This window comes from Streptomyces sp. NPDC006450, from assembly GCF_040612195.1.
Classification (GTDB): domain Bacteria; phylum Actinomycetota; class Actinomycetes; order Streptomycetales; family Streptomycetaceae; genus Streptomyces.
This window is the reverse complement of sequence record NZ_JBEXPT010000076.1, coordinates 1-21,263: the sequence shown is the minus strand read 5'-3', so window position 1 is coordinate 21,263 and position 21,263 is coordinate 1. Positions and strand designations below refer to the sequence as shown.

Here is a 21,263-nt window from a genome sequence, read left to right as displayed (position 1 = left end):
GGTGGACGGCTCGGTTCCTCCCCCGTGCGGGGGAGGCGGTTCCCCTTCAAGGGGGAGGTGGCGCGGGCGCGGACGCGGGACCGTTGAGGCATGACCACACGAGCCGTTCACACGTCGCGACCGACCCGCGGAGCGCAGCCGTCGGCCACCCGGCCGGGGCCCGGGCGCAGGTTCCTGAGGGCGGCGGCCATCGTCGCCACCGTGCCCTATCTGACGCTGAAGACCGCCTGGCTGGCCGGGAGCCACATCGGGATACCGGACGGCAGCGTGCTCCTGGAGCCGGGCAATGCGTTCTTCACCGCGCTCAACGGCCTGTCGCTGGTCATGGATTCCAGCGTGGTCCTGCTCGTCCTGGTGCTCACCCGGCCCTGGGGGATGCGCGTGCCGTCCTGGCTGCTGGTCTTCCCCGTCTTCACCGCCACCGGACTGCTGACCCCGATCGTCCTCGGGTTCCCCGGTCAACTCCTCCTGCGCGGCATGGGCCTGGGGCCGGACGAGGCCGCGCGTGAGGCTCAGCCGCCCTTCCTGGAGCCCTGGGTCTTCAACGTGGTCTACCCCGGCTTCATCATCCAAGCCATAGCCCTGACCGGGCTGTTCGTGCCCTATGCGCGCGAGCGCTGGGGCCGGTCCTGGCAGGGTGTCCTCGGCGAGCGGCTCCCGTCACCCACGGGGGTGGTGGCGGGAGCCTCGGCGGCGGTGGCCGGGGTGGTGGCGGCGACGCACCTGTACTGGGCCTTCGGCGGCACGGCCGGGCAGAATGCGGACCAGATCGCGCAGTACTCCTCCGATGCGGGCACGGTGTCCTTCGTCCACGCGATATGTGCGCTGACCGCCGCGGCGGGGGCGGTGCTGCTCGTCCAGGGCGGCGACCGGCGGGCGTGGTGGCGGCTGGTCGTGGCGTGGACCGGCTCGGCGGCGACCCTGTGCTGGGGCCTGTGGATGATGCTCGCGGTGGCGGGCGGGGAGTCCGGCCCGGGCGAACGGACGACCACCGCGACCTATCTGATCTACGCTGGCCAGATGATCATCGGCCTCCTCGCGGTCAGCGTCATGGCGCGGTTCCTCGCCATGCGCCGAGCGGCCTGAAAGAGCCGCCGTGGGGAGGCTGCTGGGGCCGCGGGCGCGGCTGCGCTGGGTGCACCAGATACTCGGCGGGGCCTTGCTGATGCCCTACTTCCTGCTGACGCAGGTGGCGGTCGGTGCCGTCGTGGGCGGGGTCAACGCGCTCAACTCGCTGCCGCTCAGCATCGCCGCCTACGCCGTCTCCCTGCCGCTCGTCGCCGCGACCGGGCTGTCCGCACTGGTCCGGCCGATGTCGGTGGCCGCGGCGCGGTCCCTGTGCGGGGTGCCGGGGGAGCGGTTCGCCGAAGGGGCCGCCCGGACCTGGGCGGCCCGGGGGCGGGCCTCGGCCTGGTGGACCCTGCACCTGGGGGTCGGCGCACTGGTCAGCGGGATGAGCCTCGCGGTACCGCCCATGGCGGTGGTGCTGCTCGCCCTGCCGTTCGTGAGCGCGCTGCGGGAACTGCCGGTCGAGCTCGGCTGGTGGGGTGTGCCGGCTCAGCCGTACGTGGCCCCCGTACTCGGGATCGGGCTGCTGGCCGGGCTGGTCCTGTGCGCCGCCGGGGCGGGGGCGCTGCTGGCCCGGCTGGCGCCCGTACTGCTCGGGCCGACGGCGGCGGACCGGCTGGCGGCCGCGGAGGAGCGCGCCGCGGATCTGGCGGTCCGCAACCGGCTGGCCCGGGAACTGCACGACGCCGTCGGGCACGCGCTGAGCGCGGTCACCCTTCAGGCGAGCGCCGCCCGGCGGGTGCTCGACAGCGACCCCGGCTTCGTACGGGAGGCGCTGGCCGCGATCGAGGACACCACCCGGCGCACGGTGGGGGAGCTGGACGCCGTGCTCGGCCTGCTGCGCGAGGGCGACGGAGCGGGCACCGGGGGTACCGGGCTGCCCACCGCTCCGACGCTCGCCGCCGACCTCGACGGACTGCTGTCCCGCAGCCGGGCCTCCGGGACCGCGATCACCGCCCGCCAGGACCCAGGACCGGCCGGTGACTGGGAGTGGCTTCCGGCGATCACCTCCCGGGAGGCGTACCGGATCGTGCAGGAGGGGCTGAGCAACGCGCTGCGGCACGGGACGGGCCCGGTCGACCTGCGGATCCGCGTACGGGTGCGAGGCGGACACGGGAAGCCCGGTGGCCGCGAGCAATCCGGTGGCCGCGAGCAATCCGGTGGACGGGAGCAATCCGGTGGGCGCGGGGAACGCGGTGGACACGAAGAACACGGTGGACACGAAGAACACGGTGGAGACGGGGAGCGCGGTGGATACGAGGAACTGGAGATCACCATGACGAACGATCCGGCGGCCGCTCCCGGGGCCCGCATCACCGGGGGCCGGGGGCTGCACGGCGCCGCCGAGCGGGCCTCGCTGCTCGGAGGGCGGGTCGAAGCCGGTCCGTACGAGGGCCGGTGGCGACTGCGTGCCGTCCTCCCGCTCCGCGAGGGCCCCCGATGACGCCGATGCCCTCGACACCCCCGATGCCCTCGACACCCCCGATGCCCTCGACACCCCCGATGCGCTCGACACCCCCGGCGCCCCCGACACCCCCGGCGGCCCGCCCACCGCTGCGCGTGGTCGTGGCCGACGACGAGCGGATGGTCCGTACCGCCCTGCGGGTCATCCTCGACGCCGAGCCCGACCTGGAGGTCGTCGGGGAGGCGGCCACCGGAGCCGAGGCCGTGGCCGTGGTCCGGGCACTCGCCCCCGACGTGGTGCTGATGGACGTGCGGATGCCGGAGATCGACGGCATCCGGGCCACCGAGCGGATCCTCGCCACCATGGCCGACCCGCCCCGGATCGTGGTGGTCACCACCTTCGAGAACGACGCCTACGTGTACGACGCGCTGCGCGCGGGAGCCGCCGGTTTCCTCCTCAAGCGGGCCGACCCCGACGAGCTGACCGCCGCGGTCCGGCTCGTGGCCCGAGGGGACTCCCTGCTCTTCCCGGCGGCCGTCCGCTCCCTGGCCGCCGCCCACACCCCGCCCGCAGCCGGCCGGGCCGCCGCGCCCTGGGTCGCCCGGCTCACGGACCGGGAGGCCGACGTCCTGCGGCTGATGGCCACCGGGCTCTCCAACCACGAGGTGAGCGAGCGGCTCGGGGTCGGCCCGCAGACGGTCAAGACGCACGTGGCCGCGGTCCTGGCGAAGACCGGCTCCCGGGACCGGACCCAGGCGGTCATCGCGGCGTACGAGGGCGGCTTCCTCATGAAGAAAGGCTGAGAACTCCGCCACAATCGGGGCAGAGCGGAACGGCTGGGGCGGGTGGGGCGTCCTTCTGGGGGATGAACAAGACGATCAGGCGTGCGTCGGTCTTCTGTCTGCTTCTGGTGCTGGCCCTTTTGGTGCGGGTCACCTGGGTGCAGGCATATCAAGGCCAGGCCCTCGCAGACGACACCAACAACCGGCGCAACCTCATCGGGAAGTACGAGAACCCGTTGGGGAACATCATCGTGGGCGGGGAGGCGATCACCGGGTCCACGGACACGGGCGGCAAGGACTTCCGGTACAAGCGGACCTACACGGACGGGCCGCTGTACGCGCCGATCACCGGCTACAGCTCCCAGGCCTTCGGGTCGAGCATGCTGGAGGGCGTCTACAAGAACATCCTCAACGGCACCGACAACCGGCTCAAGACGATCATGGACACGCTCACCAACAAGCGGGCCGCCCCGGGCAACGTCCTGACCACGATCGACAAGGACGTCCAGAAGGCCGGCTACGACGCGCTCCAGGGCAAGCAGGGCTCGGCCGTGGCGATCGACCCGGCGACGGGCGAGATCCTGGCCATCGTGAACAACCCGTCCTTCGACCCCGGCAGCATCGCCGGCGCGGGCGGGGCGGAGCAGAAGGCCTGGGAGGCGCTCGGCGCCGACCAGGGCAAGGCGATGGAGAACACCGCACTGCGCAAGCCGCAGGCGCCGGGCTCCACCTTCAAGCTGGTCACCCTGGCGGCGGCCATCGAGAACGGCCTCGTCACGAACATCGACACGCCGACCGGGATCCCCGGCGACTACACAATCCCCGGGACGCGGACCAAGCTGCGCAGCGAGGTGGACGACTCGCTCTGCAACAACGTGTCCCCCCGGACCGCGCTGAAGCTGTCCTGCAACAACGTCTTCGCGGAGTTCGCCCACAAGCTCGGCCAGGACAAGATGCGCGCCACGGCGGAGAAGCTCGGCTTCAACGTGGTGCAGAAGACCCCCGTCTGGACCAGCCCGCCCAGCAAGTACCCGACGAAGAAGATGTCGGTCGACCAGGTCGCGCAGACCGGCATCGGCCAGTTCGACGTCCAGGCCACCCCGCTGCAGATGGCGATGGTGACGGCCGCGATCGAGAACGGCGGCAAGCTGGTCTCCCCGCACCAGGTCTCCGAGGTCACCGACTCCAACGGCAACGTGCTGGAGAGCTTCAAGAACCCGAAGTCCGAGCAGGTGATGAGCGCGAAGACTGCCTCGATGGTCCAGGACGCCATGAGGACCGTCGCCACCGAGGGCGGCGGAAAGAACGTGCAGATCCCGGGCGTCGAGTCGGGCGCCAAGACCGGTACGGCCCAGCGCGGCGTGAACAACAGCCTGCCGCCGCTGGCCTGGTACACCACGTACGGAAAGATGAACGGCAAGCAGATCGCGGTCACCGTCGTGATCGAGAACTCGGACACGGACCGCTCCGAGATCGGCGGCGGCAAGCTGGCCGCCCCGGTGGCCCAGAAGATGATGCAGGCCTGGCTCAAGAAGTAGCCCGTGCCGGGAACCGGCGGGGCTCACGGCGCGTTCTCCTTCCCATGATCAGGACCGCGCAGCCCGAAGACCTCGACGCCATCGCCGCCCTCCACACCCGGGCCCGCGCCACCTACTACCGGGGCCGGATAGCCGAGGAGGCCTACGGCGGCGCCGCCGAACTGGCGCGCACCCGTGAGGGCTGGTCCCTTGCGGTGGCCCGGGACGCGGCCGACGGCGGGGTGCTCTGCGCCGAGAGCGGTGGCGAAGTCACCGGGGTGGCGGCCTTCCGCACCGCCGACGGCGAGACCACCCTCACGCAGCTGCACGTGGACCCCGTTCACTGGCGCCGCGGCACCGGAGCGGCCCTGCACGCCGCCTGCGTCGACGTCTGGCGCCGGGCGGGCGTCCGCAAGGTCCGGCTGGAGGTCTACGAGCACAACCTCCGCGCCCAGGCCTTCTACGCCGCCCACGGCTGGCATCCGGACCCGGTAGGCGCCCGGACCACGGGCTCCCACCGCATCCTGTGGCTCACGGTGGACACGGCCGGGGACCCGTCCGGGGGTTGACCTGTCCGGGGGCTGACCCGTCCGGGGAATGAGACGCGGCCGGGGATGGTTGAACGCGGAACAGTTGACTCCGTGGAGAGAAGAAGGAACATGCGCGTCGAGATCTGGAGCGACATCGCCTGCCCGTGGTGCTACATCGGCAAGGCCCGTTTCACCAAGGGGCTGGCCGAGTTCGCCCACCGCGACGAGGTCGAGGTCGTCTACCGCTCCTTCGAGCTCGACCCGAACGGCCCCAAGGGCCAGGTGGCGCCCGTCGTGGAGATGCTGGCCAAGAAGTACGGCCGCACCCTCGACGAGGCCCGCGGCATGGAGGAGCACGTCGCCGCGAGCGCCCGCGCCGAGGGGCTGACGTACCGCACCGAGGGCCGTGACCACGGCAACACCTTCGACATCCACCGCCTGCTGCACCTGGCCGCCGACCGCGGCCGCCAGGAGGAGCTGCTCGACCTCGCGTACCGCGCCAACTTCGGCGAGGAGCGCTCCGTCTTCGACCCCGAGGTCCTGGTGGCCCTCGCGGTCGAGGCCGGGCTGGACGAGGGGGAGGCCCGCGCGGTGCTGGGCGACGCGTCGGCGTACGCCGCCGAGGTGCGGGCCGACGAGCGCGAGGCGTCCGAGCTGGGCGCGAACGCCGTGCCGTTCTTCGTGCTCGACCGCCGCTTCGGGATCTCGGGGGGCCAGCCCGCCGAGGTGTTCACGCAGGCGCTGGAGCAGGCCTGGGCCGGCCGCGAGGTCCTCGCGCCCGCCGCTGCCGAGGGCGAGGCGTGCGAGCCCGACGGCGCCTGCGCCGTGCCGCAGCCCTGAGCCACATATAAGTAACTCTTTGGTGGGGTGCGTTATTACCGTCAATAGACTTTGGGTTGCTCCTGGCGCAGAGTGAAGGTCATGGATCTCCTTCTGCCCGAAGCCGTCCGCGGCGAGTTCGCGCACTCCACCACCTACCTCAACACCGCCAACTGCGGGGTCCTCCCGCGTGCCTCCGTCGCCGCGGTACACGAGCTGGCCGAGGCGGCCGGGGCCGGAATCCCGGCCGGCTTCGGCGACTTCGACCGCGTCGAGCGGGTCCGGGAGGCGTTCGCCCGCCTCGTCGGAGTGGCCCCGGAGCGCGTGGCCGTCGGCTCGGCCGTCTCCACCCACGTCGGCCTGGTCTCCGCGGGGCTCCCGGCCGGATCGGAAGTCCTTTGCCCCGAGGGCGACTTCGCCTCGGTCATCAACCCCTTCATGGTGCGTGACGACCTCAAGGTCCGCTTCGCGCCGCTGGAATCCCTCGCCGAGGCCGTCGGCCCGGGCACCGCACTGGTCGCGCTGAGCGCCGTGCAGTCCGCGGACGGCCGTACGGCGGACCTGGCGGCCGTACGCGCCGCGACCGCCGCGCACGGGGCGCGGATGCTGGTCGACGCCACGCAGGCGGCCGGCTGCCTGCCCTTCGACGCGAGCCCGTACGAGTACACGGTCACCGGTGGGTACAAGTGGCTGCTCGCCGCGCGCGGGGTCTCCTACCTCACCGTCTCGGAGGAGGCCCAGCGCACCCTGACCCCGCTGCACGCCGGCTGGGTGGCGGCCGAGTCCATGTGGGACCACATCTACGGCCCGCTCGCCCGACTGGCCCGCGGGGCCCGGCGCTTCGACGAGTCCCCGGCCTTCCTCGGCTACCACGCCGCCGAGCCCGCGCTGGCCCTGCTGGAGCGGATCGGCATCGACGCGGTGCACGCCCACGACACCGCCCTGGCCGCCCGCTACCGCGCCGGCCTCGCCCGCCTGGGCCACGAGCCCGTCCCGGGCAACGCCCCGATCGTCTCGGTCCCGGGCCTGGCCGACCGCCAGGGCGGCCTGCTCGCCGCCGGCGTGGTCACGTCCGCCCGCGCCGGCAACCTGCGGGCCTCCTTCCACCTCTACAACACCGAGGCGGACGTGGACCGGCTGCTGAACCTCCTGGAGGGCTGACCGGATCAGGCGGAGGGCAGGGCCGCCGACCAGGCCGAGCCCGCCGCCGCGAGCGCCCCGGCCGGGTCCGCCGACAGGGCGGCGGCCAGGGCCGTCAGAGCGGAGCCGACGGTGTCCAGGGAGGCCGCCGTGCCGTAGTGGTTGACCCGGACCATCTCCCCGGCCAGCGCGCCGCCGCCCGCCGCGAGCGGGGCCGCCGGATCCGCCGCCAGGGCCTTCGCCACCACGAGGGAGGCCTCCGGGACCCGCAGGGTGGTGGCCACCGGGGCCGCCGCCGCGACCCGGCCGACGTACGGGCCGATGCCCAGCGCCACCGCGCCCGCGCGGGTCGCCGCGGCCGCGGCCGCGTGGCGGGCCGTCACCGCCGGCAGGCCTTCGGCCGCGATCCGGTCCAGGCAGGCCTCCAGGGCCAGCATCTCCAGCTGCGCCGGAGCGTGCGGCAGCGCCGAGCGCCCGCCGTCGATCCAGCGCTCCTTCCAGTCCAGCAGGGAGAGGTAGGAGCGGCGCGGCGCCGCGGCGTTCTCCGCGAAGCGGGCCCACGCCCGGTCGGAGACCGATACCGCCGAGACCCCCGCCGGTCCAGCCATCGCCTTCTGTGCGCCGATCACGCACAGGTCCACGCCCCACGCGTCCGGCAGCAGCGGCTCCGCGCCCACCGAGGCCACCGCGTCCAGCATGAACAGCGCACCGTGGGCCCGTACGACCTCGCCGATCTCCGCCACCGGGTTGGTGTTCCCGGTGGCCGCCTCCGCATGGACCAGGGAGACGAAGTCGATCTCCGGGTGCTCCGACAGGGCCCGGTCCACCTCGGCGGCGGACACGGCCGTGTCGAAGGGGACCTCCAGGTCCACGACGCCCGCCCCGCAGTCGCGCAGCCAGGTGCCGAAGGTGGTCCCGTAGGGGCCGGTCACCACGTTCAGCGCGGTCGAACCGGGCCGCGCGCCCGACCGGATGCATCCCTCCAGCGGCAGCAGCGCCTCGCCCTGGGTGATCACCACGTCGGCCCGGGTCCCGAGCAGCTCCGCGACCCCCCGCTCGATCGACGCGAAGCGCGCGGCGGTCAGGGGCGGGAGGTCCAGGAGGGGGTGGGTCACGGCGCCGCTCTCTTCGTTCTCTCGGTCTGGGATCGTTCGTCCGGAAAAGTCCGGACCGATCTGGAGAGCCTACCGAGCCCGCGCATAGAGTGCCGCCATGAGCGACGAGGTCAACGGTGGCAGCGCGGGTTCGGGGCTGCTGCACGTCAAGGGGCGGGTACTGGTCGGGCCCGAGGAGGTCCGCGACGAGCTCTGGGTGGTGGGCGGACGGATCTCCTACGAGCGTCCGCGCGGTGCCCGGGAGGTCACCGAGGTCACCGGGTGGGTGCTGCCCGGGCTGGTCGACGCGCACTGCCACGTGGGGCTCGACGCCCACGGGCCGGTGGACGCGGACACCGCCGAACGGCAGGCCCTGACCGACCGGGACGCCGGCACCCTCCTCATCCGCGATGCCGGATCCCCGTCCGACACGCGCTGGATCGACGACCGCGAGGACCTGCCGAAGATCATCCGGGCGGGCCGCCACATCGCCCGCACCCGCCGCTACATCCGCAACTTCGCCCACGAGATCGAGCCCGACGACCTCGTCGAGTACGTCGGCCGCGAGGCGCGGCGCGGCGACGGCTGGGTCAAGCTGGTCGGGGACTGGATCGACCGCGAGGCCGGGGACCTGACCGCCTGCTGGCCGCGCACGGAGGTCGAGGCCGCCATCGCCGAGGCCCACCGGCTCGGGGCGCGCGTCACCGCGCACTGCTTCGCCGAGGACTCCCTGCGGGACCTCGTCGAGGCGGGCATCGACTGCATCGAGCACGCCACGGGGCTGACCGAGGACACCATCCCGCTGTTCGCGGAGCGCGGGGTGGCCATCGTCCCGACCCTCGTGAACATCGCGACCTTCCCGAAGATGGCCGCGGGCGGCGAGGCGAAGTTCCCGCGGTGGTCGGCGCACATGCGTCGGCTGCACGAGCGGCGCTACGACACCGTCCGCTCCGCCTTCGACGCAGGCATCGGGGTCTACGTCGGCACGGACGCGGGGGGTTCCCTGCCGCACGGCCTCGTCGCGGCCGAGGTCGGCGAGCTCGTCAAGGCCGGGATCCCGCCGCTGCAGGCCCTCTCGGCGACGGCCTGGGGCGCGCGCGAGTGGCTCGGCAGGCCCGGCCTGACCGAGGGTGCGCCGGCCGACCTGGTGGTCTACGAGGCAGATCCGCGGGCCGACGTACGGGCGCTGGCGGACCCGCTGCGGGTGGTGGTGAACGGCACGGTGGTGGCCTGAGCGTCCCAGGGGGTCGGGGCCGCAGGATCGCAGGGGCTCGGGGCCGAAGGTCCAGGAGTGCGGGGTCGCAGGGGCGTGGGGGCGCGGGGCGCGGGAGTTGACGGGGCGTGACGCCGGCGGCCGTCCGGTCGTTGTGTACGTCCGGCGCGGGGCCCGGCGGCCAAGATTCCCGGGATGAGAGGGAACTCCCGTTCCGGATGGGGCGTAGCAATTCGAACCTATGCCTGGAAACCACCCTTTGGGGTGAACTCACGCCGGGTTCACCCCCGTTCACTCTCAGTGCGTAAAGATTCCGGGGTCGAGGCCGTCGGCGCGCGCAATGTCCCCCATTGGCGGCGCGACGGCTCCCATCTCCCTGGGGGTTCCACCACCTTGAACAGCAACACCTTCCGCACGCCCGTGGCCGCGCTCGTCGCCACGGGAGCGGTTGCCCTGCTCACCGCCCCGCCCGCCTTCGCCACCGGCTCCGCCGGCTCCACCGGATCCCACCCGGGGAAGGGCAAGGCCGGCGCCGTCGTCCTGCGCACCACGCTGGACGTCGGCCTGCTCAACAAGACCGTGCACGTCCCGCTGAAGGCGACCCTCAACGAGGTCAGCGCCCCGGCGGACGCGGCGAAGACGGCGCTGACCGTCACCCTCGACGGCGTCGAGGGCGGGAAGCCGGTGAGCATCCTGCGCGCCGACGTCGCCACCTCCAAGGCCACCGCCGACTCCACCCGGGCCGCGGCGGAGGCCAACCTCGCCAAGGCCCGGATCCACGTACCGGGCCTTCCCCTGCTGTCGCTGATCGAGGTGGAGAAGGTCAGCTCCAAGGCCGTCTGCGAAGCGGGCAAGAAGCCGGTCGCCGCCTCCAACGTCCTGGGCACCGTGACCGTCCTGGGCAAGAAGGTCACCCTCTCTGCGGGCGGCCCCACCAAGGTCGAGGTCCCCAAGGTCGGCCTGGTCAGCCTGGAGCTCTCCGCCGCGGAGACCACCTCCACCACGGCCGCCGCGGCCGCGCTGCGGCTCAAGGTGTCGGTGAACCCGCTCGATCTGAACGTCGCCCAGGTCGACGGGGAGATCGTGCTCGCCGAGGCCCGCTGCGAGTCCCCGGCCGCCCCCGCCCCGAGCCCCACCCCCAGTCCCACGAAGCTGCCCGACATCAAGCCCCAGACGGGGACCGGGACCCAGCCCGACCTCGCCGAGACGGGAGGCGGCTCGCTCACCCCGTACGTGACGGGCGGTGCGCTGCTCCTGCTCGGCTTCGGCGCCGCCGCGCTGGTCGTGACCCGGCGCGGCAGGGCCTCGTAGGCCAGGGTCCTGCAGGCCAGGCCTTGTATGCCGGGGCTTCGTGGGCCGGCGGCTCGTAGGCCCTGGGGGCGTGGCTGTCGGGCCGGGACCTACCGCGTCGCGCGCGTCAGTCCCTGCTCCCCGGCGCCACGTGACATCACGGCCTTCGTCACCTCGCGGTCGGCGGCGGCGTGCGTGCCGTCGGCGGAGGAGGTGGTGGCCTCGCAGGAGGTGCAGACGACGCGGAACGGCTGCCGCATGTCCGAGAACTGCGTGAGGTACTCGGCCTTCACGACCTCCCAGCGGCCCGGATGCGCGGCCGCCGGGGCGAAGGTGAAGCGGGGTACCGAGGACATGTTGCCGCGGGCCTTCTCGGCCTCGTAGAAGCTGGCCACCTGGTCGCCCATGCCGTACACCACCCAGGTGCCGTTGACCTTCTCGTAGGGCTGCGGCACGTGGTTGTGGGTGCCGAGGATCAGGTCGATGTCGGGGAGGCCGTCCGCCCCGCGCGAGGCGGTCAGCTCCTGGGCCAGGTCCAGTTGCTGCTCGTCCGGCGCCGTCTGCCACTCGGAGCCCCAGTGGACGCTGAGGACGACGACGTTCGCGCCGGCCGCGCGCGCGGCGCGGGCGTCGGAGATGATCCGCGCCGGGTCGATCAGGTTCACGGCCCAGGGCTTGCCCGCGGGGAGCGGGATGCCGTTCGTCCCGTACGTGTAGTCCAGTTGCGCGACCTTGGCCCCGCCGGCTTCGAGCAGGGCCGGGGCCTTGGCCTCCTCGGCGCCGCGGGCCGAGCCGACGTGGCGGATGCCGACGCGGTCGAGGTGGTCGAGGACGCGGACGAGGCCGTCGTACCCGTCGTCCAGGGTGTGGTTCGAGGCGGTGGAGCAGCTGTCGTAGCCGGCGTCCTTGAGGGCGTCGGCCAGTTGGTGCGGGGCCTTGAAGAGCGGGTATCCGGTGTAGGGGCCGCCGGGCCGGCCGTACGGTATCTCGTGGTGGCATATCGCCAGGTCGGCGGCGGAGACGATGGGTTTGACCCCGGCGAGTATCTTCCGGAAGTCGTGGCCGCCCTTCTCCGCCGAGTCGGCGGCGGCCCGCTGGATGATCGACGGGTACGGGATGATGTCGCCGGTGCCGACGAGGGTGAAGGGCTTCCCGCCGGGCACGGCCGAGGCCGTGGCTCCGGCCGTGGCGTCGCGGCCCGGACTCGCCGCCGCCCCCGGCTTCGCCCCCAGATGCTGTTCGGCCGACGCGCCCCCGTCCTCGACGTTCAGGTGCGTCACGCCGTAGGCGGCGCCTCCCACCACGGCCAGCCCGGCCACGGCCGCGCCTATCCTGCCGACTGTCTTCATCCGTGTCCCCCGGTGTCGCATGGTCGCTGCCTGCGGAAATAGTCGCGCACCAGTGGGGCGCCGCCGAGCGCGAACCGCGGAAACGCGCCATCAGGGTGACACGGCCGGCGTGGCCGGCATCCGGGCCGGCATCGCGCCGGCGGACGGTCAGCGCGCGGTCGGCGTGCCCGCGAGGGCCAGGTCGAGGGCCTGGAGGAGGCGGCCCGTCGTCGCGCGGTCGCGGACCGCCAGCCGCAGCCAGGAGCGGTCCAGTCCGGGGAAGGTGTCGCCGCGGCGCACGGCGAAGCCCAGCGCGCGCAGCCGGGTGCGGATCTGCGCCGCGCCCTCGACCCGGATCAGCACGAACGGCCCCGCCGCCGTCCCCGCCACCGAGATCTCCTCGAACTCCGCGAGGCCTGCGAGCAGGTGCTCCCGGTCCACCGCGATCTGCCGGGCCGCGGCCTCCGCCTCGGCCAGCGCCGCGGGGGAGACGCACGCCTCGGCCGCCACCAGTGCGGGCGTGGACACCGGCCACAGTGGCTGCGCCGCCGCCAGCTTCGCGATCACCGCGGGCTCGGCCAGCACGTAACCGATGCGCAGCCCTGCCAGGCCCCAGGTCTTGGTCAGGCTGCGCAGCACCACCAGGCCCGGTATGTCCGTCCGCCCGGCCAGCGCCTCGCGTTCGCCGGGGACCGCGTCCATGAAGGCCTCGTCGACCACCAGGATCCGCCCGGGCCGGGCCAGCGCGGCCAGGGTCGCCGCGGGGTGCAGGACCGAGGTCGGGTTGGTCGGGTTCCCGACCACCACGAGGTCGGCTTCCTCCGGTACCGCCGCCGGGTCCAGCCGGAAGCCGTCCGCGGCCCGCAGCACCACCCGCTCCACCCGGTGTCCCGCGTCGCGCAGGGCCGCCTCCGGCTCGGTGAACTGCGGATGAACCACCACGGGCCGTACGGCGCCCAGCGCCCGCGCGATCAGTACGAACGCCTCCGCGGCGCCCGCGGTCAGCAGGACCCGTTCGACCGGCAGTCCGTGGCGAAGGGCCACGGCCGCGCGGGCGGGGCGGCCGTCGGGGTACGCGGACAGGACGTCGAGCGAAGCCGCGATCCGGTCCTTCAGCCACTGCGGCGGGGTGTGGGACCGTACGTTCACCGCGAGATCGATCAGCCCCGCGCCCCCGTCCGAGACCTCGGCGTCCCCGTGGTGGCGCAGGTCGTGCGTGTGGGCCGTGGCGACGGCGCAGGTCGCCGCCACCGACCGCCGCTTGGGTACGAGGAGTTCCCCGCCGCCGGCCAGCGCGGCGGCCTCCGCCACCGACGCGGTGCCGGCGGCCTCACGGGCGGCGTCCGAGGGGTGCGGCACCGGGATCGCGGCCAGCACCTCGGCGGGGTAGCTCAGCAGGGGCACGCCGAAACGTTCCGCCGCACCCGCGATCCCCGCCTCCAGCACCTTCGCCTCCACCGTGGCCAGGGCCGTCACCGAATCCGACGCCAGCCCGGCGCCGCGCAGGGTCTCTTCCACCAGCGCGCACACCTCCGCCACGGACACGCCCGCGCGGCCACCGACCCCGACGACCAGTTGTGTCGCGTACTCGCCCAACAGGTTCACCCGTTCTCCGTCGTCGTGTTCGTGGTGCGGATCGTGTCCGTGGTGCGGATCGTGTTCGTGCATGATGCCGTCCGCGTGCGCGGGGACTCCGCGCGCGGCCGGCCCGTCAACCCTCCGTGGTCCGCCACCCGTGCGCGGAAGTGCGCGGGCGGCGCGGAGTCGGTATGCAGGGGCACATGGCCGTGATCGTGGCGTTGGGTGCGTTCCTGATGACCCTGGCAGGCGGATGGGCGGCGCAGCGCGTCACCGACCGCCGCCACCTCGTGCTGGGCCTGGCCGGCGGGCTGATGCTCGGCGTCGTGGGCCTGGACCTGCTCCCGGAGGCCATGCACGCGGCCGGCGCCGAAGTGTTCGGAGTTCCGCTGGCCCTGCTGCTCTTCGTCGGCGGATTCCTCGCCGCGCACTGCGGGGAAAGGGTCCTGGCCGTCCGTCAGGCCTCCCACGGGGGCGTGAACGGTGACGGGACCCCGGACCACGCAGAGCGGGTCCCCCAGGTCGGCCTGGCGGCGGCCGCCGCCATGGTCGGCCACAGCCTCGCCGACGGGGTGGCCCTCGGCGCCGCGTTCCAGGTCGGCGGAGGCATGGGCGTGGCCGTGGCGCTGGCCGTCATCACCCATGACTTCGCCGACGGGTTCAACACGTACACCCTCACCCGGCTGTACGGGAACGCCCGCCGCAAGGCGCTGCTCATGCTCTTCGCGGACGCGGTGGCCCCCGTCGTGGGCGCCGCGTCCACTCTGCTGTTCACCATTCCGGAGGAACCGCTCGGGGCCTACCTCGGCTTCTTCGGCGGCGTCCTGCTGTACCTGGCCGCCGCCGAGATCCTGCCCGAGGCCCACCACAAGCACCCCGCGCTGTCCACCCTGATGTGCACCGTGGGAGGGGTTGCGGGGATCTGGCTGGTCGTGGGCCTGGCGGAGTGACGGCGCCGTGCGTCTGCCGTTCACCGATGCGCTGCCGCGGCCTCGGCGAACCGCAGGGCCACGGAGGGCTCCGCCGTCCAGTGCGTGTGCAGGTAACTCGCGTGCACACCGTCCGCCACGAAGCCCTCGACCCGGCGCTCCGGATGCGTGAAGCCCCACGCGGGCGCGGCGCCGGCGCCCGGCTCGATGACCGTCCGGTGGAACTCGTGCCCGCGCAGCCGGGTCCCGGCCGGTGCGAGGACGCTGTCGGAGACGGCGACCGCCTCGCGGTAGCCGAGCGTGAGCCGCTCCGACATCCGCGCGTCGGCGTCGAGCACCCCGCACATGGGCTTCCCGTCCAGCGAACGGGCCAGGTACAGGAGCCCCGCGCACTCGGCGGCCACCGGGCCGCCGGCCGCGGCGAACGCGGCGACGGCCTTGCGGAGGGGCTCGTTCGCGGACAGCTCGGGTGCGTAGACCTCGGGGAACCCGCCGCCGATCACCAGGCCGGTGGTTCCCTCGGGCAGCGCCTCGTCCCGCAGCGGATCGAAGGTGACCACCTCCGCGCCTGCCGCGCGCAGCAGCTCGGTGTGCTCGGCGTACGAGAACGTGAAGGCGGCCCCTCCGGCGACCGCGACGACAGGGCCCCCGGAAAGATCCGGCCTCGCCGGCGTGTGGAGCGCGGGGTCCGGTGCGGAGCCCCCGTTCCGGGAAGGGACGGGGTGGGGAAGGAGAGCCTCGTCCGGAGACCAGGCTTCGCAGGACAGCGGCGGGGCCGTCCTGGCCAGGGCCATCAGCGCGTCCAGGTCGCAGCCGGCCCGGACCTGGTCGGCCAGGGCCGAGACCGAGGCAACCGCGTCCGAGCGCCGCTCGGCGACCGGCACGAGCCCCAGGTGCCGCGAGGGAGCGGCCACCTGCGGAGCCCGCCGCAGGACGCCGAGCACCGGCATCCCCGCTTCCTCCAGGGCTTCCCGCAGCATCACCTCGTGCCGGTCGGAGCCGACCTTGTTCAGGATCACGCCGCCGAGGCGCACCTGCGGGTCGAAGGAGGCGAAGCCGTGCACCAGCGCCGCCACCGACCGCGACTGCGAGGACGCGTCCACCACCAGCACCACCGGCGCCCCGAGCAGCTTCGCGACCTGCGCCGTCGACGCGAGTTCGCCCCGCCCCGCGGCTCCGTCGTAGAGCCCCATCACGCCCTCGATGACGGCCAGATCGCATCCGGCGGCCCCGTGCGCGAACAGCGGGGCCACCAGGTCCGGCCCGCACATGAAGGCGTCCAGGTTGCGCCCCGGCCGGCCCGTGGCCAGCGCGTGGTAGCCCGGGTCGATGTAGTCCGGCCCGGCCTTGTGCGGGGACACGGCGAGGCCGCGCTCCGAGAAGGCCGCCATCAGGCCCGTCGCGACGGTGGTCTTGCCGCTGCCGGAGGAGGGCGCGGCGATGACCAGTCTCGGTACGTTGAACGAGGTCACCACTCGATGCCCTTCTGGCCCTTCTGGCCGGCGTCCATCGGGTGCTTGACCTTGGTCATCTCGGTGACGAGGTCCGCGAACTCCACCAGCTTCTCGGGTGCGTTGCGCCCGGTGATCACCACGTGCTGGGTGCCGGGTCGGTTGCGCAGCACCTCGACGACCTCGTCGACGTCGATCCAGCCCCAGTGCATCGGGTACGCGAACTCGTCCAGCACGTACAGCTTGTGCGTCTCGGCGGCCAGATCGCGCTTGACCTGCTCCCAGCCCTCCTTGGCCGCCTGCTCGTTGTCGAGCTGCGCGTCGCGCTGGACCCAGGACCAGCCCTCGCCCATCTTGTGCCAGACGACGGAGCCGCCCTCGCCGGAGGCGCCGAGCACCTTGAGCGCGTTCTCCTCGCCGACCTTCCACTTCGCCGACTTGACGAACTGGAACACCCCGATCGGCCAGCCCTGGTTCCAGGCGCGCAGCGCCAGACCGAAGGCCGCCGTCGACTTGCCCTTGCCCGGCCCGGTGTGGACGAAGACGAGCGGGCGGTTGCGGCGCTGACGCGTCGTGAGTCCGTCGTCCGGAACGACGGACGGCTGTCCCTGCGGCATTACGCGGCCCTCCTGAGGGTCGGGGATGGGGTACGTACGTTCTTCACGAGCCCGGCGAGCGAATCGGCCCGCAGCCCGTCGAGGGTGACGGCCAGGCCGCCCAGATCGGCGGCCAGTACGCCGGCCAGCCCGAGCCGGACCGGCCCCGACTCGCAGTCCACGACCACCGAGGCGACATTGCCGGCCGCCAGCAGCCGGGCGCTGCGCGCCGAGAGGGCGCGGGGATCGCCGCCCACCGAACCGGCCGAGGTGGCCCGCCCGTCGGTGACGACCACGAGCAGCGGGCGCCGGCTAGGGTCCCGCAGCCTTTCGATCCGCAGCACTTCGTGGGCCTTGAGCAGCCCGGCGCCGAGCGGGGTCCGGCCGCCGGTCGGCAGGTTCTCCAGCCGGGCCGCGGCGGCGTCGACGGAGGAGGTGGGCGGCAGGGCCAGTTCGGCCGAGGAGCCGCGGAAGGTGATCAGGCCGACCTTGTCCCGGCGCTGGTAGGCGTCGAGCAGCAGGGACAGCACCGCCCCCTTGACCGCGCTCATGCGCTGCCGGGCGGCCATGGAGCCGGAGGCGTCGACGAGGAACAGGACGAGGTTGCCCTCGCGGCCCTCACGGGTCGCCTGCCGCAGATCGTCCTTGCGGACGACCAGCCCGCGCCCGGCGCGCCCGCGCGCCTTCTGGTGCGGGGCGGCGGCGTGGACGGTCGCCGCCAGGTGCAGCTTGGTCAACTGGCCGCGGGGGCGCTGGGCGCCGGTGGTGCGGCCGTGCGCGGTCCGGGCGCGCGAGCGCCGGCCGGACGCGCCCTCGCCGAGACCCGGGACGCTGAGCATCTTGGTGCGGAACGGCTCGGCTGCCCGTACGGGTGCCTGCTCGGCCGGACCGTCCGCCGCCTCGCCCTCCTGGGCGGAGGGCTGCGTCTCGGGCCGCTGCCCGGGCTCGGCCGGGGCATCGGGCTCGGTCCCGGTCCCGGTCCCGGGGTCGTCCGGTCCGGATCCCTGCGGGGGTACGCCGCCTCCGCCGTCGGGGCCGCCGCCGTCCGGGCCGCCGTCCTCAGGCCCTTCGCCGGGCCCCTCCGGCTCGGGCTCGGGCTCGGGGTCCGGCTCGTCGTCGGGGAACCCGTCGAGGATCCGGTCCAGCATCTCCTCGTCGAGACCCGGCGCGTCGAAGGGGTTGCGGCGGCGCCGGTGGGGGAGCGCCAGCAGGGCGGCCTGGCGGACGTCCTCCTTGCGCACCTCGGTCCGCCCGGCCCAGGCGGCGAGCGCGGTCGCGGTCCGGGCCATCACGATGTCGGCGCGCATGCCGTCGACCTCGAAGCCGGCGCAGGTCGCGGCGATCTGCAGCAGCGAGGTGTCACCGAGGCGCACCTGCGGGAGCAGCGCCCGCGCGGCCACCACCCGGGAGCGCACCTCCTCCTCGTCCCCGGACCAGCGGCCCGCGAAGGCCGCGGGGTCGTCCTCGTAGGCGAGCCGGCGGCGTACGACCTCGACCCGCTGGAGCGGCTCCCGGGAGGCGGCGACCTCGACGGTCAGCCCGAACCGGTCGAGGAGCTGCGGGCGGAGTTCGCCCTCCTCGGGGTTCATCGTGCCGACGAGGAGGAAGCGGGCGGCGTGCCGGACGGACACGCCCTCGCGCTCCACGTAGGAGGCGCCCATCGCGGCGGCGTCGAGGAGCAGGTCGATGAGGTGGTCGTGGAGCAGGTTGACCTCGTCGACGTACAGGATCCCCCGGTGCGCGTCGGCCAGCAGGCCGGGCTCGAAGGCCTTCACGCCTTCGGCGAGGGCGCGTTCGATGTCGAGGGCGCCGACGAGCCGGTCCTCGGAGGCGCCGACGGGCAGTTCCACCATGCGGGCGGGCCGCGCGGCGGCCGGTCCCGGCTCGTGGGGGCCGTCGGGGCAGGCGGGGTCCGGGACGGTGGGCGCGCAGCTGAACCGGCAGCCGGGGACCACGTCCACCTGCGGCAGCAGGGTGGACAGGGCGCGGACGGCGGTGGACTTGGCGGTCCCCTTCTCGCCGCGCACGAGAACACCGCCGACCGCGGGACTCACGGCGTTGAGCAGCAGCGCGAGGCGCAGGTCGCTCTGGCCGACCAGTGCGGTGAACGGGTAGGGCGTGCTCATGCGGTGACCCCTTCTTGGATGCGGGTACGGATGCGTGTGCGCGGGCGGGCGTGGACGGCGGGGCCGGGCTGCGGGTGCGCCGCTTCTCGGGGCGGACGGCGGGTGGGCGACGGCCCTTGCAGGGCTGCGCCGCTCACGGTGCGCCCGGCGGGAGGAAGGGCAGGCCCGACGGGGCTCCACCCTCGATGAGCCGCATCAGGGCGTCCGTGTCCGCGTGTTCCTCGATCAGGTCGCCGAGCAGGTCCAGCTGTTCCTCCCGCAGGGAGGCGAACGAGGTGTCCGGCGCCGGGACGAAGCGGCGCCCCGCCGCCGAGGCGACCTCGCGGAGGAACGCCCGGCGGAAGCCGTCCGACTCCAGCGAGCCGTGCCAGTGCGTGCCCCACACCTCGCCGACGCGGCATCCGTCCAGGAACGGGGTGCCGCCGAGGACTTCGGCCACGCCGTGGTGGATCTCGTACCCCTCCACCGGCTCGCCCAGCGCCGAACCGACGGGCCGGGCCAGGGTCTTCTCCCGCTCGAAGCGGACCCGTACGGGAAGCAGCCCGAGCCCCGGCACGGAGCCGGCCTTCGACTCGACCTCGTCCTCGATGTGTTCGCCCAGGACCTGGAACCCGCCGCAGATGCCCAGGACCGGTCGGCCCTCGGCGGCCCGCCGGGCCAGGGCGTCCGCCAGTCCCCGCTCGCGCAGCCAGGCCAGGGCCTTGACCGTGCCGCGGGTGCCGGGGACGACGACCAGGTCCGCGTCGGCCAGTTCCTCGGCCCGGTCCACGAACCGCACGACCACGCCCGGCTCCGCCGCCAGCGCGTCGACGTCCGTGAAGTTGGACATCAGCGGCACCGCGCAGACCGCGACCCGCAGCACGTCCTCGCCCACGGGCGGGGCGACCACGGATTCCCGTACCGCACCCCGCAGGGAGACCCGCAGGCCGTCCTCCTCGTCGATGCCCAGCCCGTGCTGGAAGGGGAGCACGCCGTACGTGGCCCGGCCGGTCAGGCCGCGCAGCATCTCCATGCCCGGTTCGAGCAGGGTGACGTCACCGCGGAACTTGTTGACCAGGTAGCCCGCGATCAGCGACTGGTCCTGCGGAGAGAGCAGGGCCGTCGTACCGAAGAAGGACGCGAAGACCCCGCCCCGGTCGATGTCGCCGACGACGACCACCGGGAACCGCGCGGCCCGCGCGATGCCCATGTTCACGATGTCGGTCCGGCGCAGGTTGATCTCGGCCGGGCTGCCCGCCCCCTCGCAGATCACGGCGTCATACGTGCCCCGCAACTGCTCCAGGCAGTCCGTGACGATGCCGAGCAACTGCTCCTGACGGCCGCCGTGGTAGCCGCGCGCGCTCATCTCGCCCACCGGCTTGCCCAGCAGCACCACCTGGCTGCTCCGGTCGCTGCCGGGCTTGAGCAGCACCGGGTTCATCAGTGCGGTCGGCTCCACGCGGGCGGCCTGGGCCTGCATGGCCTGCGCGCGGCCGATCTCGGCGCCCTCGCGCGTCACGAAGGAGTTCAGCGACATGTTCTGCGCCTTGAACGGGGCCACCTTCACGCCCTGCCGGGCCAGCCACCGGCAGATGCCCGCCGTGACCACGCTCTTGCCCGCGTCCGAGGTCGTACCGGCGACGAGGAGACCCCCGCCGCGCTTCGCGCCGCCGTTCATGCGCGTCGCCCCTTCCTCGTCTTCTTCGTCGTACGGGAGACCAGCGTCCGGGCGGCCACACAGGCACCCAGCGCCAGCCACGTCACCTGGCGCGACAGCCGCACCGCGCGTTCGATGTCGGCGACCTCCACGGGCCGCCCGGCCGCTCCGTTGAGCACGGCCCGGTGTTCGACCCGGCCCGCGTACGCCAGGGTCCCGCCCAGCCGTACGCCCAGGGCTCCGGCGAAGGAGGACTCCACGGGCCCCGCGTTGGGGCTCGGGTGCTTGGCGGCGTCCGCGCGCCAGGCCCGTACGGCGCCCCGCCGGTCGGGTCCGGCCAGGACGGCGGCCAGGGCCGTCAGCCGGGCGCCCGGCCAGCCGGCCACGTCGTCGAGCCGGGCCGAGGCCCAGCCGTAACGCAGGTGGCGGGGGGACTTGTGGCCGACCATCGCGTCCAGGGTGTTCACGGCGCGGAAGGCGAGCAGCCCGGGGACGCCGGCGACGGCGCCCCACACGAGGGCGCCGACCACGGCGTCGGAGGTGTTCTCGGCGACCGATTCGACGACCGCACGGGCCATCTGCTGCTCGTCCAGGGCCTGCGGGTCGCGTCCGCACAGGTGGGGGAGCCGTTCGCGGGCCACTTCGGCGTCCCCGGCGGCGAGCGCTCCGCCGATGGCGCGGGCCTCCCGGCCCAGCGAGGTGCCGCCCACGACGGCCCAGGTGGCGGCGGCGGTGAGGGCGATACGGGCAGCCGCGGGCCG

The 21,263-nt window shown here is 73.9% G+C and carries 18 protein-coding genes; 10 read left to right on the top strand and 8 right to left on the bottom strand.

Features of this window, described 5'->3' with window-relative positions; translation table 11 throughout:
• Positions 1 to 201: 201 nt before the first annotated feature.
• The 7 genes from ABZY57_RS21635 (at position 202) to ABZY57_RS21605 (ending at position 7,282) form a co-directional block, all read left to right on the top strand.
• Positions 202 to 1,086 carry a hypothetical protein gene (locus ABZY57_RS21635; RefSeq protein ID WP_356514271.1) on the top strand — a complete coding sequence of 295 codons (885 nt, stop codon included), beginning with the start codon at positions 202 to 204 and terminating at the stop codon, positions 1,084 to 1,086.
• A 10-nt stretch (positions 1,087 to 1,096) separates the two neighbouring features.
• Positions 1,097 to 2,512, top strand: coding sequence for a histidine kinase (locus tag ABZY57_RS21630; RefSeq protein WP_356514269.1), 1,416 nt, complete (start codon positions 1,097 to 1,099; stop codon positions 2,510 to 2,512).
• Between the two features lie 59 nt (positions 2,513 to 2,571).
• Positions 2,572 to 3,276 carry a response regulator transcription factor gene (locus ABZY57_RS21625; RefSeq protein ID WP_356514267.1) on the top strand — a complete coding sequence of 235 codons (705 nt, stop codon included), beginning with the start codon at positions 2,572 to 2,574 and terminating at the stop codon, positions 3,274 to 3,276.
• Between the two features lie 62 nt (positions 3,277 to 3,338).
• Positions 3,339 to 4,793 (top strand): penicillin-binding protein 2, encoded by a 1,455-nt coding sequence (locus ABZY57_RS21620; protein WP_356514265.1) that lies wholly within the window; start codon positions 3,339 to 3,341, stop codon positions 4,791 to 4,793.
• Between the two features lie 44 nt (positions 4,794 to 4,837).
• Positions 4,838 to 5,341 (top strand): GNAT family N-acetyltransferase, encoded by a 504-nt coding sequence (locus ABZY57_RS21615; RefSeq protein ID WP_356514263.1) that lies wholly within the window; start codon positions 4,838 to 4,840, stop codon positions 5,339 to 5,341.
• A 90-nt stretch (positions 5,342 to 5,431) separates the two neighbouring features.
• On the top strand, positions 5,432 to 6,142 hold the full coding sequence (locus tag ABZY57_RS21610; RefSeq protein WP_356514261.1) for a DsbA family oxidoreductase: 711 nt from the start codon (positions 5,432 to 5,434) through the stop codon (positions 6,140 to 6,142).
• An 81-nt stretch (positions 6,143 to 6,223) separates the two neighbouring features.
• Positions 6,224 to 7,282: an aminotransferase class V-fold PLP-dependent enzyme gene (locus ABZY57_RS21605; protein WP_356514260.1), complete on the top strand. Its 1,059-nt coding sequence runs from the start codon at positions 6,224 to 6,226 to the stop codon at positions 7,280 to 7,282.
• Between the two features lie 5 nt (positions 7,283 to 7,287).
• On the opposite strand, the gene ABZY57_RS21600 is transcribed toward ABZY57_RS21605, so the two are convergent.
• A complete protein-coding gene (locus ABZY57_RS21600) occupies positions 7,288 to 8,376 on the bottom strand; it encodes an aminotransferase class V-fold PLP-dependent enzyme (RefSeq protein ID WP_356514258.1) in 1,089 nt (362 codons plus the stop codon).
• Positions 8,377 to 8,473: 97 nt separating this feature from the next.
• On the opposite strand from ABZY57_RS21600, the gene ABZY57_RS21595 reads away from it, so the two are divergent.
• Together ABZY57_RS21595 and ABZY57_RS21590 are read left to right on the top strand one after the other, a co-directional pair.
• Positions 8,474 to 9,589 carry an amidohydrolase family protein gene (locus ABZY57_RS21595; protein ID WP_356514256.1) on the top strand — a complete coding sequence of 372 codons (1,116 nt, stop codon included), beginning with the start codon at positions 8,474 to 8,476 and terminating at the stop codon, positions 9,587 to 9,589.
• A 372-nt stretch (positions 9,590 to 9,961) separates the two neighbouring features.
• Entirely contained in the window at positions 9,962 to 10,879 is a 918-nt protein-coding gene (locus ABZY57_RS21590) for an SCO1860 family LAETG-anchored protein (protein WP_356514254.1), read from the top strand.
• Between the two features lie 89 nt (positions 10,880 to 10,968).
• Here ABZY57_RS21590 and ABZY57_RS21585 read toward each other — a convergent pair whose 3' ends face one another.
• Complete coding sequence (locus ABZY57_RS21585) at positions 10,969 to 12,207, bottom strand: CapA family protein (protein WP_356514252.1); 1,239 nt, start codon at positions 12,205 to 12,207, stop codon at positions 10,969 to 10,971.
• Between the two features lie 147 nt (positions 12,208 to 12,354).
• Positions 12,355 to 13,854 (bottom strand): Rv2231c family pyridoxal phosphate-dependent protein CobC, encoded by a 1,500-nt coding sequence (cobC, locus tag ABZY57_RS21580; RefSeq protein ID WP_356514250.1) that lies wholly within the window; start codon positions 13,852 to 13,854, stop codon positions 12,355 to 12,357.
• Between the two features lie 113 nt (positions 13,855 to 13,967).
• Between cobC and ABZY57_RS21575 the strand changes: the two genes are divergently transcribed.
• Complete coding sequence (locus ABZY57_RS21575; protein WP_356514248.1) at positions 13,968 to 14,714, top strand: ZIP family metal transporter; 747 nt, start codon at positions 13,968 to 13,970, stop codon at positions 14,712 to 14,714.
• A gap of 20 nt (positions 14,715 to 14,734) precedes the next feature.
• Here the strand turns inward: ABZY57_RS21575 and ABZY57_RS21570 are convergent, their stop codons facing one another.
• From ABZY57_RS21570 to ABZY57_RS21550, 5 genes are all read right to left on the bottom strand, one after another.
• A complete protein-coding gene (locus tag ABZY57_RS21570; protein WP_356514246.1) occupies positions 14,735 to 16,168 on the bottom strand; it encodes a cobyrinate a,c-diamide synthase in 1,434 nt (477 codons plus the stop codon).
• Positions 16,162 to 16,761 (bottom strand): cob(I)yrinic acid a,c-diamide adenosyltransferase, encoded by a 600-nt coding sequence (gene cobO / locus ABZY57_RS21565; protein WP_243338462.1) that lies wholly within the window; start codon positions 16,759 to 16,761, stop codon positions 16,162 to 16,164. Before cobO ends, ABZY57_RS21570 begins: the two co-directional genes overlap by 7 nt.
• On the bottom strand, positions 16,761 to 18,866 hold the full coding sequence (locus ABZY57_RS21560; protein WP_356514243.1) for a putative cobaltochelatase: 2,106 nt from the start codon (positions 18,864 to 18,866) through the stop codon (positions 16,761 to 16,763). Before ABZY57_RS21560 ends, cobO begins: the two co-directional genes overlap by 1 nt.
• Before the next feature lie 133 nt (positions 18,867 to 18,999).
• On the bottom strand, positions 19,000 to 20,523 hold the full coding sequence (locus tag ABZY57_RS21555; RefSeq protein WP_356514241.1) for a cobyric acid synthase: 1,524 nt from the start codon (positions 20,521 to 20,523) through the stop codon (positions 19,000 to 19,002).
• Positions 20,520 to 21,263, bottom strand: a 744-nt coding sequence (locus tag ABZY57_RS21550) for a CobD/CbiB family cobalamin biosynthesis protein (protein ID WP_356514239.1), incomplete at its 5' end; no start/stop codon positions are given. The genes ABZY57_RS21550 and ABZY57_RS21555, both read right to left, overlap by 4 nt.

Coding starts and splice junctions, on each gene's coding strand:
- ABZY57_RS21605 (WP_356514260.1), top strand. CDS start 6,224: ATGGATCTCCTTCTGCCCGAAGCCGTCCGCGGCGAGTTCGCGCACTCC.
- ABZY57_RS21615 (WP_356514263.1), top strand. CDS start 4,838: ATGATCAGGACCGCGCAGCCCGAAGACCTCGACGCCATCGCCGCCCTC.
- ABZY57_RS21610 (WP_356514261.1), top strand. CDS start 5,432: ATGCGCGTCGAGATCTGGAGCGACATCGCCTGCCCGTGGTGCTACATC.
- ABZY57_RS21555 (WP_356514241.1), bottom strand. CDS start 20,523: ATGAACGGCGGCGCGAAGCGCGGCGGGGGTCTCCTCGTCGCCGGTACG.
- ABZY57_RS21560 (WP_356514243.1), bottom strand. CDS start 18,866: ATGAGCACGCCCTACCCGTTCACCGCACTGGTCGGCCAGAGCGACCTG.
- ABZY57_RS21595 (WP_356514256.1), top strand. CDS start 8,474: ATGAGCGACGAGGTCAACGGTGGCAGCGCGGGTTCGGGGCTGCTGCAC.
- cobO (WP_243338462.1), bottom strand. CDS start 16,761: ATGCCGCAGGGACAGCCGTCCGTCGTTCCGGACGACGGACTCACGACG.
- cobC (WP_356514250.1), bottom strand. CDS start 13,854: ATGCACGAACACGATCCGCACCACGGACACGATCCGCACCACGAACAC.
- ABZY57_RS21575 (WP_356514248.1), top strand. CDS start 13,968: ATGGCCGTGATCGTGGCGTTGGGTGCGTTCCTGATGACCCTGGCAGGC.
- ABZY57_RS21585 (WP_356514252.1), bottom strand. CDS start 12,207: ATGAAGACAGTCGGCAGGATAGGCGCGGCCGTGGCCGGGCTGGCCGTG.
- ABZY57_RS21625 (WP_356514267.1), top strand. CDS start 2,572: ATGCGCTCGACACCCCCGGCGCCCCCGACACCCCCGGCGGCCCGCCCA.
- ABZY57_RS21620 (WP_356514265.1), top strand. CDS start 3,339: ATGAACAAGACGATCAGGCGTGCGTCGGTCTTCTGTCTGCTTCTGGTG.